General features: G+C 52.2%; 9 protein-coding genes. 3 read left to right on the top strand and 6 right to left on the bottom strand.

All coding sequences use genetic code 11. The annotated features are described in order from the left end of the window. Positions 1-7 precede the first annotated feature (7 nt). Both pheT and pheS read right to left on the bottom strand, forming a co-directional pair. A complete protein-coding gene (gene pheT, locus ACRTGH_RS09950) occupies positions 8-2,440 on the bottom strand; it encodes a phenylalanine--tRNA ligase subunit beta (protein ID WP_368846187.1) in 2,433 nt (810 codons plus the stop codon). Between the two features lie 11 nt (positions 2,441-2,451). Then, complete coding sequence (gene pheS, locus ACRTGH_RS09945) at positions 2,452-3,480, bottom strand: phenylalanine--tRNA ligase subunit alpha (protein WP_368846188.1); 1,029 nt, start codon at positions 3,478-3,480, stop codon at positions 2,452-2,454. A 268-nt stretch (positions 3,481-3,748) separates the two neighbouring features. Here pheS and ACRTGH_RS09940 point away from each other — a divergent pair, with 268 nt between their 5' ends. The 3 genes from ACRTGH_RS09940 to ACRTGH_RS09930 all read left to right on the top strand — a co-directional run bounded on the left by ACRTGH_RS09940 (position 3,749) and on the right by ACRTGH_RS09930 (position 8,113). After that, complete coding sequence (locus ACRTGH_RS09940) at positions 3,749-5,698, top strand: peptidase U32 family protein (RefSeq protein ID WP_368846189.1); 1,950 nt, start codon at positions 3,749-3,751, stop codon at positions 5,696-5,698. A 75-nt stretch (positions 5,699-5,773) separates the two neighbouring features. Next, entirely contained in the window at positions 5,774-7,012 is a 1,239-nt protein-coding gene (locus ACRTGH_RS09935; protein WP_368846241.1) for an aspartate aminotransferase family protein, read from the top strand. A gap of 225 nt (positions 7,013-7,237) precedes the next feature. After that, the gene (locus tag ACRTGH_RS09930; RefSeq protein WP_368846190.1) at positions 7,238-8,113 is read left to right on the top strand and encodes a hypothetical protein; all 876 of its coding nucleotides are present in this window, start codon (positions 7,238-7,240) and stop codon (positions 8,111-8,113) included. An 80-nt stretch (positions 8,114-8,193) separates the two neighbouring features. Here ACRTGH_RS09930 and gatB read toward each other — a convergent pair whose 3' ends face one another. The 4 genes from gatB to htpG all read right to left on the bottom strand — a co-directional run bounded on the left by gatB (position 8,194) and on the right by htpG (position 13,544). Further along, a complete protein-coding gene (gene gatB / locus ACRTGH_RS09925) occupies positions 8,194-9,633 on the bottom strand; it encodes an Asp-tRNA(Asn)/Glu-tRNA(Gln) amidotransferase subunit GatB (protein WP_368846191.1) in 1,440 nt (479 codons plus the stop codon). Beyond that, a complete protein-coding gene (gatA, locus tag ACRTGH_RS09920) occupies positions 9,630-11,102 on the bottom strand; it encodes an Asp-tRNA(Asn)/Glu-tRNA(Gln) amidotransferase subunit GatA (protein WP_368846192.1) in 1,473 nt (490 codons plus the stop codon). Before gatA ends, gatB begins: the two co-directional genes overlap by 4 nt. A gap of 12 nt (positions 11,103-11,114) precedes the next feature. Further along, positions 11,115-11,405 carry an Asp-tRNA(Asn)/Glu-tRNA(Gln) amidotransferase subunit GatC gene (gene gatC, locus ACRTGH_RS09915; RefSeq protein ID WP_368846193.1) on the bottom strand — a complete coding sequence of 97 codons (291 nt, stop codon included), beginning with the start codon at positions 11,403-11,405 and terminating at the stop codon, positions 11,115-11,117. Positions 11,406-11,588: 183 nt separating this feature from the next. Further along, positions 11,589-13,544, bottom strand: a complete 1,956-nt coding sequence (htpG, locus tag ACRTGH_RS09910) for a molecular chaperone HtpG (protein ID WP_368846194.1) — start codon at positions 13,542-13,544, stop codon at positions 11,589-11,591.

The following is a 13,544-nucleotide window of genomic DNA, read 5'->3' as shown; positions in this document are numbered from 1 at the left end:
TTCTGTCCTAAGCGCGAAGCTCTGCGCCGCATTCTTTTTGAAGATCCGCAAGAATCTTCTCCACGGCGGCATCCGCTTCCTCATCTTTCAGCGTCTTATCCAGTGACTGGAAATCGACACTGAAGGCCATGCTTTTCTTGCCTGCCGCAACCTGTGCCCCCGTATAGACGTCAAAAAGCCGCAGTTCCTTGAAATACTTGCCTGCACTGCGCTTAATCACGCACGTCACAGACTCTGCAGCCACACCTTCATCGACGAGAAGCGCAAGATCGCGCGTAATTGCCGGGAAGCGCGGCAGCGGTTCATAATGGAAATTCTTCGCCCTATACTTCATCAAGGTTCCGATATTCATTTCAAAGACATATATTTTCTGGGGAATGCCAAGCGCCGCCAAGACAACAGGATGCACTTCTCCAAGAACGGCAATGATTTCTCTGCCCTTTTTCAAAAAAGCCGTTTTTCCCGGATGAAGCGCAAAATGTTCACCGGGCTCCACCGCATATTTCGTGATAGAAAGCTGCTTCAAAAGCTCCTCAACGATGCCTTTCATATCATAAAAGTCAATCGCATCATTGTTTTGGTTCCAACCGACGGGATAACGACGTCCCGTGATCAGTCCTGCCAGCATCATTTCTTCATCCGGCTGCTCTGTCACCGGAAGTCCTTTGGGCAGGAAAACGGGCGCCGCCTCAAAAAAGCGTAAATCTGTATTCTTGCGTGAAAAATTACGCTGAGCATTTTCAAGCACACTCGCCAGAAGCGTCGTACGCACAAGCGGGTACTCGTCTGTCAGTGGATTCATGATGGGGACGGCACAGCGCAGGGAACTCTCCTCTGGCACTTGCAGTTTATCAAACATAGACGAGTTCATGAAACTGAGAGAAAGCGTTTCCGTCATGCCAAGTCCCACAAGGATTCTCTTGATATCATCAATAAAATCTTGTTGTTCGCTTTGGCGTCCCTGCACCGTTTCACCATAGGGACGCGTCGCCGGAATCTTGTCATAGCCATGGATACGCGCCACTTCTTCCGAAATATCCTCCATCGAAGTCACATCACCGCGCCAGGAGGGTACGGAAGCGATATACCTTTCCTCTTCCTCCCAGATGCCAAACCCCAGACTTTCGAGGATGCTCGTCATCCTTGCACCGGAAATATTCGTACCAAGACGGCTATTGATTTCATCTGCCGTAAAGCGCACTTCTACCTCATTCCTGCGTACGGGATAAACATCGACAATCCCCTCTGTTACCGTGCAGGCTCCCATATCCTGCAGAAGCTGCGCGGCACGGTCAAGAGCCCGCACAGTGTGCTCAACATCAACACCGCGCTCAAAACGCCCGGAAGACTCAGAATGGAGCCCAAGCGCACGGCTTGTACGACGAATGCTCACCCCATCGAAAGAGGCCGCCTCAAGAACAACCGTCGTCGTCGATTCGGTAACCTCCGTTTCAAGGCCGCCCATAACGCCTGCCAATCCGGCCGCCTTTTCTGCATCTGCAATTACGAGTTCCGTCCCTTTCGCGCGGCGCGAGGAATCGTCAAGCGTATGAAGCATCTCTCCCTCTTTGGCGCGGCGTGCTGTGAGTTTATGTCCCGCAATCTGATCGTAATCATAGGCGTGCATCGGTTGACCGAGCTCGACCATGACGAAGTTCGTCACATCGACCACATTATTTATGGAGCGAATGCCCGCCGCTTCCAGGCGTTCCTTCATCCAACGCGGCGAAGGAGCTATTTTGACATTCCGCAGAACACGTGCGGAAAAGCGGCTGCAAAGCTCTTCATCCTCGATCTCGATTTCGATGAGATCGGCAGCTTTCTCCCCCGCATCCTCTTTGACGTTGATTCGCGGCCATCTCGGCTTATTTCCGGTGAGGACGGCAGCTTCCCGTACAAGGCCGAATACGCTGAAACAATCGCCGCGGTTTGCCGTGAGCTCAAATTCCAAAACGACGTCGTCCAGACCAAAAACCTGGCTGACGGGAATGCCTACCGGCGTATCCGGCGGCAAGATATAAATGCCGTCCGCTTGTCCCTGCGTCAGCATCGTTTCATCAAGCTTCAATTCACCGGCGGAGCAAAGCATACCGTTGGAAACAATACCTCGCATCTTACCCTTGGAAATTTTCAAGCCATTCGGCAAATGTGCCCCTACCAACGCAACGGGAACGATATCGCCTTCATGTACATTGTCGGCCCCTGTCTGAACTGTGATTTGCTCCTTTTCACCCACATTCATCCGGCAAACAAGAAGATGGTCGGAGTCAGGGTTTGGCCTGAGCTCCTCGATTCGCCCCGTAACGACTTTCGCCAGTCCCGCATCCGCACGCACGACATTTTCCACGGGCACTCCCGCCATTGTATACGCATCCGCCAGTTCTTCCGCTGTCTCGTGAAAATCAATATAGTCATGAAGCCATTTTATGGATACCTGCATAATTTCCCTCCTCAGAACTGACGCAGGAAGCGCACATCGTTGTCATAGAAGAGCCGCAGATCGTCAATGCCATAGGAAAGCATCGCGATGCGCTCGACCCCCATGCCGAATGCAAAGCCGCTGACCCGCTTCGGGTCATAGCCGCTCATCGTCAATACATTCGGATGTACCATGCCGGCACCGAGAATCTCGAGCCAGCCCGTTCCCTTGCAAACACGGCAGCCTTCCCCATGACACATGACGCACGAGATATCAACTTCCGTGCTCGGTTCCGTGAAGGGGAAAAAACTCGGGCGGAAGCGTACGCGAGCCTTCTCGTCAAACATCTGGCGCAAGAAGTCCTCGAGCGTCCCCTTGAGATCGGAAAAGCGGATGCCCTTATCGACAACAAGCCCCTCGACTTGCGTAAACATCGGCGAATGTGTCGCATCATAATCATCGCGGCGATAAACGCGACCCGGAGCAATCATACGAATCGGGGAATTCGGTTCGTGCGCCTGCATCGTGCGCGCCTGCACCGGGGAAGTATGCGTGCGCATTAAGATATCTTCCGTGATGTAGAAGGAATCCTGCATATCGCGTGCCGGATGATCCTTCGGCAAATTCAGGGCTTCGAAATTATAATGATCGCGTTCGATTTCCGGCCCTTCTTCCACGCTGTATCCCATATCCATGAAGATATTCTTGATGCGGTCAAGCGTAATCGTCAGCGGATGAAGGGAGCCCAACGGCTCGCAGCGTCCCGGCAGGGTAACATCAAGCTTCTCTTCTGCAATCTTTCGCGTCAATTCCGCCTGCTCGAGTTCCGCACGCTTCTTCTCCAGACATGCCTCAATTGCTTCGCGCGCTTCATTGACAATCTGGCCGATGCGCGGGCGTTCTTCCGGGGAAAGCTTGCCCATCCCGCGCAATATCGATGTGAGTTCTCCCTTCTTGCCCAAAGTCTTCACACGTATATCCTGAAGTTCTGCCAATCCCACAAGGGATGACTCGATGTCCGTTATGGCCTTTTCCCGAATTTTCGCTATCTGCTCTTCCATGCTTACCTCCCAAAGATCCGAAAACGGACGCTAAAAAAAGAACGCCCCCACCCCCGCCAAGGGGCGAAGGCTTTCCGCGCGTTCGCCGAAAGATAACGGTCGGCGGCGCTGCGCCCGGCTGACACTTCCCTGTCACCGTAATACCTAACAAGTATATTACACTATGGAAGAAAAGGCAAATCTTTTACCCAAATTCGCCCCAAATGAATGAAATATGATATACTATACTCTAATCGGAAATTTTGTGAGCAAAGGAGCAAAAAGAAATATGCTATTGACCCGTAATTCCGTGGAGCTCCTCGCACCGGCCGGCACATGGGATGCCCTTGTTGCCGCTGTGGAGTCCGGGGCGGATGCTGTCTATCTTGGCGGCAAGCATTTCAATATGCGAATGCACCACGGTGATACGAATTTTGACAACGCGATGCTGAAAAAAGCCATCGATTTTTCACATGAAAGAAACGTCAAGCTCTATATCACCCTGAACAATCTCATCAGCGAAGAGGAGCTTCCCGCCCTGCGCGAATACCTGAAATACCTGCAGGAGATTCGTCCTGACGCCATTTTAGTACAGGACTTCGCCGTACTGGAACTCGTGCGTGAACTCGGCATCGATATCGACCTTCACACATCTGTCATGATGAACACGCATAATGAGGCGGCAATAAAAAAACTCAAAGAATACGGCATTACGCGCATCGTCGTTGGACGTGAAATGACACTCTCCGAACTCAGCCTTTTTAAGGAACGCACCGGAATCGAAGTCGAATATTTCATGCATGGCGACATGTGCATGTCCGAAAGCGGCCAATGCATCCACTCAGGCGTTCTCTTCGGCCAAAGCGGCAACCGCGGCCGCTGCCTGAAACCCTGTCGCTGGGCTTATGAGCTCATAGACGAAAATACAGGCGAGATTCTCGATGCAGACAGCCAGGGAGCCTATAAATTAGCGCTCAAGGATATGTGCATGTACCGCAATATCCCCGAACTCATACAGGCAGGCGTCCATTCTTTCAAAATCGAGGGACGCATGCGGCCGGCGGATTTCATTCGCCGCATTGTCCGCACCTATCGAAAAGCTATTGACGCCTATATCTCCGATCCTGTAGGTTACCAAGTGGATGAAGACGGCTGGCGCGACCTTTTCGAAAACCGGGCGCGCGATTTCACGACAACCTTCGCCCTCGGCCCAACCTCGGCTCGGGATATCGGTTTTGACGGCAAACGTGAGCCACGCTTCTTCAGCGAAGCTGTAAAAGAAGCAGGCTTCCGGGATGAAATCCTCAAGTCGGAACGCCCCATCGAAAAGAAAAACACCGAGCATCGCCGTCTCTCCGTGCGCGTCGGCGATATGGCGAGCGCCCATGCCGCTATCGAAGGCGGAGCTGATGCCGTCTATATCGGCGGCGAAGCTTTCCGCCCCAAAAGGCCTTGGCGTCTTTCGGATATCGAAACCATCATCGGTGCCGCGCAATCGAACGGCACAAAAATCTTTGTGAACACGCCGCGTACCACCATGCGCCGTGAATGCGGCGAACTCGAGCAGTTTTTCACTGCCCTGCGTCATATCGGACCTGCCGGCATTCTCGTGAGCAACCTCGGATCCTTGCGCCTCGCGCAGACACTCACTGAACTTCCCGTGCAGGCAGATGTCTCCTTCAATCTCTTCAATCACTATGCGGCACGCTTTCTCAAGAAAAACGGCCTCATCATGGGAACCGCCTCCTTCGAGCTCTCCTTCGAGCAGCTGCGCGCTCTCGTTGAAGCCTCGGAACTGCCGATCGAAGTAGTTGTGCACGGCTCTTACGAGTCCATGATTCTTGACCATAACCTGCCTGAGATGTCCCTCGGCAGCTACGATCCGCTGAAGAACCCGGAATTTCTCGACCGCCGCTACGCCCTGCGCGACAGGGCAGGCGAAGTCCACAGCATCCGCATCGATCAGTTTGGGCGCAACCATCTCTACTTCGCAAAGGATCTGTGTCTTTACCCATACCTCGAAAAATTCAACGGCATTGCCTCCTATCGGATTGAAGCCCAAGATTACGAACCCGAGCTGGTCCGTCTCACCACGAGGACATATCGCGAAGCGCTTGACGCACTCGCAAACGGACAGAAAGCATTTGACAAAGCCGCCTTGGCGGAACTTGCAGTAAAAAGTCCCCGTGAATTCGGCATCGGCATCTATCGTTTTCGCGAATCGAAGGATTCTATATAATTCATACAAGGGGGGCTCCATTTGAAAGAATTTATCGGTCCAAAGGCCATCATAGAAAAGAAAAAGAAATACGTCATGCCCTGTCTCGCCCATTTCTATAAAGAACCGCCCCAGATGGTACGCGGCGCCATGCAATACCTCTACGACAGCGAAGGAAAAAAGTATCTCGACTGTTTCGCAGGTGTTTCCGTCATCAACTGCGGACACTGCAATCCCGAGATCACGGCAAAGGTCGTCGAGCAAGTCCAGACCCTGCAGCATGTATGCAATATTTACCTCACGGAAAATTTCGTACAGCTCGCAGAAAAACTTGCTGAAGTTACGCCCGGCGACCTGCAAAAAAGCTTCTTCTGCTCGACAGGTACAGAGGCCACAGAAGGTGCGGCGTTGCTCGCAACCATATGTACGGGAAGCAGCGAGTTCATCGCGCTCCGAAACGGTCTGCACGGACGCACAAAACTCACGATGAGCCTTACGGGCATCGGCATGTGGCGCACCGACCCGAACCCCGTCGGCGGCATCCATTTCACGCCAAACCCCTATTGCTACCGCTGTCCTCTGGGCAAGCGCCGCCCTGAATGCGGCCTTGCCTGTGCCGATGAGGTCGAAACCATCATCAAGACAGCTACAAGCGGCCGACCTGCCGCCTTCATCGCCGAAAGCATCCAAGGAAATGCAGGAATCATCGTACCGCCTCCGGGCTACTTCAAGCGTGTGAAGGAAATCATCGCTTCCTACGGCGGTCTCTTCATCGCCGATGAGGTACAGACAGGCTTTGCCCGCACGGGCAAGATGTTTGCCATCGAACATGCCGGCATTACCCCGGACATCATGTGCGTCGCCAAAGCGCTCGGCAACGGGCAGCCGATTTCCGCTTTTATCGCAACTGCCAAGGTCGCCGACACCTACACAAAACCAGGGGCTTCGACGCTCGGGGGAAACCCTGTCTCCAGCACGGCCGGTCTTGCCGTCCTAAACTATATCGAGGAACATCGCCTTTGCGAAAATGCCGCAGAGCGTGGACAGGAGCTTCGCGCCGGTCTCGCCGAATTGCAGCAAAGACACCCGATCATCGGCGATATCCGAGGCCTTGGCCTCATGGTCGGCGCAGAATTCGTCCATGCTGACAAGAGCCCCGCACCGGAAGAGCTTGACATGGTTCTGGAAGAAATGCTGCAGCGCGGCTTCATCGTCGGCAAAAACGGCATAGCCAGAAATGTCCTGGCCTTTCAGCCCCCACTTGTCATCACAAGGGAAAACATCGCCAATCTCCTGGATGAGCTTGAGTGTGTGCTGACGAAATTCGAACTATAGGTTTACCAGTCTTCTGCTCATTCGCCTCCCATAAAAATCATCCTAAAGGGGCTGCTGCACATTCCCTTTCTCTAACCACATATAAGTCTCTCCGTTTTGAATGAGAAACTACATGTTGCAGAGAAATGGGGTCGTGCAGCAGCCCTTTCATTCTCATCGTAAACTACACGCACAAGATTGCCTATAATATGCTTAAGCGAACCATATATAAGAAAGGACATCGCCATGACTACAGGATTCAAACGGATACACTTGTGGGATTTATTTGGCGCACTCTCGCTTCTCTCCACCTTCATTCTCTCGGGCTGCTCGTTTATGTATGCCACGGAAAACAGCGATCCTTATACGGCAGACGATGTGATTGCGATGGTGGAGGAAAAATTTGCCGCCTGTAATCCGCACCTTGTCCTGGAAGAAACACAACTCGAAAAGGAGAAGCCCTTCCAGCGAGCGATATACGTCCTGCGCGACGAAGCGAACGATTTCACCTTTTCCTGTAATGCCGTTGTTCGCCGCCCCACACTTCCGCTCCCCTGCGCCCAGCGGGATACGAATGCGTTCTTTCACTATGCCACGGGATATGCCGCGCACCTCAATGAACATATCCGCTCGATAACGGCAGAGTACAATTTTCGCACCGCCACCACCGAGGAGGCGGAGATGCTGATTCACTCGAACGCAACACGCAAACACCTCAATCGGCAAGTTCCTCTCTTTGAAGAAGGCGATTTTATCTTCGTCACGGACGGTGCGCAGGGGGCGGACATGACAGCCGCCTGCAAACGCCTTTATGAGCTCTATCGCCCGAAGGGCGACGGCACGCTGCTGTCCGCTCTGTACGGGCGCAGTATTACATTCTACTATCTGACGCCTACCGAAGAAGATCTGACGAAGGCAACCTTCATTGCCTCCTTTTTTCTTTCACTGAAAGGAAGCACGGACTGGGCTTCCACGCTCTCCGTCAATCAGGGATCCTCATCGAACGAAAAAGATCCTGCCGTCATGGAGAAGAATCTCTCACACTATTTCGATATCTGTCTGCGAAAAGCACAGGAAGCTGCGCAGCGGGAGACGGGCAATCATGCACCTGCCCAGCATTGAGCCCGGATACTCAAAGGGGCTGTCGTACGAAGGCATTTCTGCCCTCATACAACAGCCCCTTCTTTCTCGTCTCTTTATGATCAACCCAACTTCTCTGCAAGCAATTTGTTGACCACCTGCGGATTTGCTTTGCCCTTCGACTGCTTCATGACCTGCCCAACAAGGGCTCCAACAGCTTTTTTGTTGCCGCTCTTGTAATCGGCAACAGGCTTCGGATTTGCCGCGATGACAGCATCGACGATGGCTTCAATTTCCTTTGTATCCGTAATCTGTACAAGACCTTTAGCCTCGACAATCTTTTCAGGATCATCCTCTGTCGTCCACATCTCGGCAAAAACCTTCTTGGCAATTTTAGAAGAGATCGTTCCCTTCTCGATAAGCGCAATCATCTTTGCAAGACGCACGGCCTCGACAGGTGATTCCTCGATGGATTTCCCTTCAGCATTGAGATTTTTCGCAAGATCTCCCATCATCCAGTTTGCCGCGCTCTTTGCATCCGCCCCGTTTGCAAGGCAAGCCTCGAAGTATTCCGCCATCGCGCGCGAAGCCGTTATAATACCGGCATCATACTCGGACAGACCATACTCCTTCATATAGCGTACACGGCGTGCATCAGGCAGCTCGGGAAGATGCCTGCGGTATTCCTCGATCTCTTCCTCCGTCGTCACAATAGGAACGAGATCCGGCTCCGGCATATAACGATAATCGTGCGCCTCTTCCTTTGAACGCATGGATTTCGTAACGCCTCGTTCAGGATCCCATGTGCGCGTTTCCTGCACGATATGGCCGCCGTCGTCAAGAATCTCCTCCTGCCGTTCAATCTCATAGGACAGGGCGTCCTCAAGCGCCTTGAAGGAATTGATGTTCTTCATCTCCGCCTTCGTACCAAGCGTTTTCTGCCCTACCGGACGAAGCGAGATATTGAGGTCGGCGCGCAAATTCCCTTCCTCCATGCGGCAGTTCGAAACATCGATGTACTCAAGGATGGACTTGATTTTTTCCATGTAGGCGCGTGCTTCCTGCGGCGTCGACATATCCGGCTCAGAAACGATCTCGATGAGCGGCACACCCGTGCGATTGTAATCGACATTCGAGGTCAGTGAATCCGTGATATTCGTGCCCGAGTGCACGAGCTTGCCTGCGTCTTCTTCCATGTGGATGCGCAAAATGCGGATGCGCTTCGCTCCATTTTCCGTCTCGATATCGACATAACCGTGTTCGGCAATCGGCAGATCGTACTGCGAGGTCTGAAAATTCTTCGGCAAATCAGGGTAGTAGTAATTCTTGCGGTCAAACTTGCTGTACTTGTTGATCGTGCAATTGAGCGCAAGCCCTGCCTTTACGGCAAATTCGACAACACGCTTGTTGAGGACAGGCAATACGCCCGGGAGCCCCAAGCAGACCGGGCAAACGTGCGTGTTCTGTGCCGCACCGAATTTCGTGGCACAGCCGCAGAAAATTTTCGTATTCGTTTTCAGCTCACTATGAATTTCAAGTCCGATGACTGCTTCATAACTCATGCTTCTTTCCCCCCGATCTTCGCCATGTCATTGTGGAAAGAATGTGCCTGTTCATAGGCATAGGCCGCGCGCAGAATCGTTTCCTCCGCCAACGCCTTGCCGATGATCTGCAGACCGATGGGCATGCCCTTCATCGAATAGCCGCAAGGCACAGAAATCCCCGGCAGTCCCGCAAGATTCAAAGGTACGGTGCAAACATCCTGCAGGTACATCTTGAGCGGATCGGAAATCATCTCGCCAATTTTGAACGCCGGCGTCGGAGCCGTCGGTGCAACGATGACGTCAACCTTTCCGAAGACTTCCGTGAAGTCTTGCTGGATCAAGGTGCGTACTTTCAATGCTTTTAGATAATACGCATCATAATAACCTGCTGAAAGCGCATAGTTGCCAATCATGATACGGCGCTTGACTTCCTCGCCAAATTTCCCGCTTCTCGTATTCGTCATCATCTCGACGATATCCGCGCCTTCAACGCGTTCTCCGTAGCTCACGCCGTCATAACGCTCGAGGTTCGTTGCAGCCTCTGCCGGTGCGATGAGATAATACGTCGAGATTGCATACTCCGTATGCGGCAGGGAAATTTCCGTGACCTCCGCTCCCATAGCCCGAAAATCATCAATGGCCTTATGGACAGCCTTCTCGACATCGGCATCCATTCCCTTGACAAAATATTCTTTAGGCAAACCGATCTTGAGTCCCTTTACATCATTCGTCAGAGACTTCGTGTAATCAGGCACAGAGGCAGTACTGGAAGTGGAATCCATTGCATCATGGCCGGCAATAACGTTCAGGAGATGGGCGCAATCCGTCACATCACGGGTCACAGGACCAATCTGGTCGAGCGATGACGCATAAGCAACAAGGCCGTAGCGCGAAACACGTCCGTATGTCGGCTTCATGCCGACAACACCGCAAAACGACGCCGGCTGGCGAATAGAGCCGCCCGTATCGGAACCGAGCGCCCAAACGGCAGTTCCTGCGGCAACTGCCGCCGCACTGCCGCCCGAGCTCCCCCCCGGTACACAGTCAGGATTCCACGGATTGCGTGTCTTCTTATAAGCGGAATTCTCCGTCGAACCGCCCATAGCAAACTCATCCATATTGAGTTTCCCCAGAACGACCGGATTTTCCGCCTGAATTTTCGTCATAACGGTCGCATCGTAGGGCGGCACAAAATGCTCCAAAATCTTCGAGGCACACGTCGTCTTAACGCCCTTCGTGCATATATTGTCCTTGACTGCGCCGGGAATGCCCTCAAAAAAAGCAATTCCTTCACCACGCGCAATCTTTTCATCTACACGCGCCGCCTGATCCAAAGCCGTCTCACGCATTTCAGTCAGATAGGCCCCAATCTCACCCTCAACTTCATCCATGCGTGCGAGCACATTTTTCGTGAGTTCCAGCGAGGAAATTTCCTTTTTCTTCAGTAAATCATGGAGCTCGTGCGCCGTTTTATCATAAAGTTTCACCAATGTCCCCCCTCAGCCCTCAAGAATCTTCGGTACCTTGAAATAGCCATCGTCCGCCAACGGCGCATTAGAAAGCGCCTCCTCGCGCTCAAGCGAAGGCTTGATCTCATCCTCACGAAAGACATTCTGCATCGGCAAGGCATATGTCGTCGGCTGGACATTTTCGGTATCCACACCTTCAAGATTCTCAACGTACTGCAAAAATGCATCGATCTGGCCGAGGTATTTTTCCGTTTCCCCCTCTGCAATCGAAAGGCGGGACAGTACAGCAACATCCGCCAAATCCTTCTTCGTGACTTTCATCTTCTCACCATCCCTATAAGAACTGTACTTTACACGTTGTTTATTATAGCACATTCACCTGCGTATAGAAAATCCCCGGGATCTTCCCGGGGATTTTTTATGCAAAGAGGACAAAGCCCTCATCTGCCGAAGTGCTCACTGTTGCATTGATCCGATACTCGCAAACCGCTTCCCCGACAGCTTTTACTTCGCCATCAGCTTTGCCAGCTTATTGGCGAAATCCACGGGGTTTTCCGGCAGCAAACCTTCGATAATCAGCGCCTGCGTATAAAGAAGATCGCAGTAGTCCTTGAAATCCTCCGTATCCTTTCCCGCTTCATGGAGGACTTTCAATCGTGCGAAGATATCATGATGCGGATTGAGCTCGAGGATGCGGCGTGCCTTGAACATCGGATTATCCATATCGGAGAAGGTATGCTCCATAGAAAGGCTCGGCCCCATCGCATCCGCCACAAGGCAAACGGCACTCGACTTGAGACGCGAAGTCAACTTGACCTCTGCCACCTTCTCGCCCAAGGCTTCCTTGACATCTTTCAGCAAATCGTCGTTCTGCTTCTGGATGTCCTCTGTTTCCTTTTTTGCTTCCTGTGATTCGGCATCGCCAAGATCGAGATCGCCGCGGCTGATGGAATGGAACTTCTTTCCCTCGTACTCACGAATCGTCTCAATCGTAAACTCATCGACAGGATCCGTCAGGTAAAGAACTTCCAGCCCCTTGTCGCGCAGGAGCTCCATCTGCGGCAGCTTTTCAATCGTCGCCTTGTCCGTGCCCGTAGCATAATAGATTTCCTTCTGGCTCTCCGGCATACGAGCGGCATACTCCTTGAGCGTGACAAGCTTGCCATCCTTCGAGCTCAGGAAAAGCAAGAGATCGCGAAGCTTCTCCACGGTGTTCTCGCCGCTGTAGATGCTGTTGTAGATGCCGATTTTCAGGGATTTCCCAAACTCTGCCCAGAATTTTTCATACTTCTCACGCTCATTTTTCAGCGTGCGCTCCAAAGTCTTTAGGATATTTTTTTCCAAATTCCTGCCGATGGTCTTGAGTTCGCGGCTCTGCTGCAAAAGTTCACGCGAGATATTGAGCGAAAGATCCGGCGAATCCACAAGCCCCTTCATAAAACGCAGATAGTCAGGCAGAAGATCCTTGCACTTGTCCATGATGAAGACATGACGCGAATAAAGCTGCAGGCCAGGCTCAAAATCCGTATGATAAAGATTGAACGGCGCATGAGCCGGAATAAAGAGCAACGCTGTATACTCTACAGCCCCTTCGGCTTTCGTATGGAAGATTTCCATCGGATCTTCCCACTCATGGAACTGGTTCTTGAGGAATTCGTTATACTCCTCGGGCTTGATCTCGCTCTTGCTCTTCGTCCAAAGAGGAGTCATGGAGTTCAGCGTGCGGACTTCCGTGCGCTTGATTTTCTCCGCGCCTTCAATATCTTTGCCTTCCTCATCCTTGGGCGTTTCCTCGACCTCGAAATTCATCTTGATGGGATAACGCACATAGTCGGAATACTTTTTCACAAGACCTTCGAGCTTGTAACGATCGAGGAAATTCTCTTCCGACTCCGCTCCATAATACTCTTTGGAAAGGGTAATCGCGATTGTCGTGCCATGCTTTTCCTTCTCGCACTCTTCGATACTGTAAGTACCGTCGCCTGTCGATTCCCAGCGAATCCCCTGCTTCTCGCCTGCCTTGCGTGTAATGATCGTAACCTTCTCGGCAACCATAAAGGCAGAATAGAAACCAACGCCAAACTGCCCGATCAATTCCTTTTCATCGACTGCCTTGTTCTCATCTTTCGTGCGCTGAAGCTGCTCAAGAAAAGCCTTTGTGCCGGATTTTGCGATCGTGCCGATGTTCTCGACGACTTCCGCCGCCGTCATGCCGATGCCATTATCTGAAATGGAAAGCGTATGTGAAGCCTCATCCGGTACGAGAAAGATTTCCTCCTCGTCATCGCTCTCACGGATTGCGCTGTCCGTCAGCGATGCAAAATGCAGCTTATCGAGCGCATCCGACGCATTCGAAATGAGCTCCCGCAAAAAAATCTCATGATTCGTATAGATGGAATGAATCATCAAGTCAAGAAGCTGCTTTGTCTCCGCCTGAAATTCATGTCTTTCTTTTGCCAT

It is taken from the genome of Selenomonas oralis, assembly GCF_051603425.1.
GTDB lineage: Bacteria > Bacillota > Negativicutes > Selenomonadales > Selenomonadaceae > Selenomonas > Selenomonas sputigena_A.
The sequence above is the reverse complement of the archived record's forward strand: the minus strand, read 5'-3'. Positions and strand labels throughout refer to the sequence as shown.

Bases quoted from the DNA above. Each gene is read 5' to 3' on its own strand.
- pheT (WP_368846187.1), bottom strand. From the start codon at position 2,440: ATGCAGGTATCCATAAAATGGCTTCATGACTATATTGATTTTCACGAG.
- pheS (WP_368846188.1), bottom strand. From the start codon at position 3,480: ATGGAAGAGCAGATAGCGAAAATTCGGGAAAAGGCCATAACGGACATC.
- ACRTGH_RS09940 (WP_368846189.1), top strand. From the start codon at position 3,749: ATGCTATTGACCCGTAATTCCGTGGAGCTCCTCGCACCGGCCGGCACA.
- ACRTGH_RS09935 (WP_368846241.1), top strand. From the start codon at position 5,774: ATGCCCTGTCTCGCCCATTTCTATAAAGAACCGCCCCAGATGGTACGC.
- ACRTGH_RS09930 (WP_368846190.1), top strand. From the start codon at position 7,238: ATGACTACAGGATTCAAACGGATACACTTGTGGGATTTATTTGGCGCA.
- gatB (WP_368846191.1), bottom strand. From the start codon at position 9,633: ATGAGTTATGAAGCAGTCATCGGACTTGAAATTCATAGTGAGCTGAAA.
- gatC (WP_368846193.1), bottom strand. From the start codon at position 11,405: ATGAAAGTCACGAAGAAGGATTTGGCGGATGTTGCTGTACTGTCCCGC.
- htpG (WP_368846194.1), bottom strand. From the start codon at position 13,544: ATGGCAAAAGAAAGACATGAATTTCAGGCGGAGACAAAGCAGCTTCTT.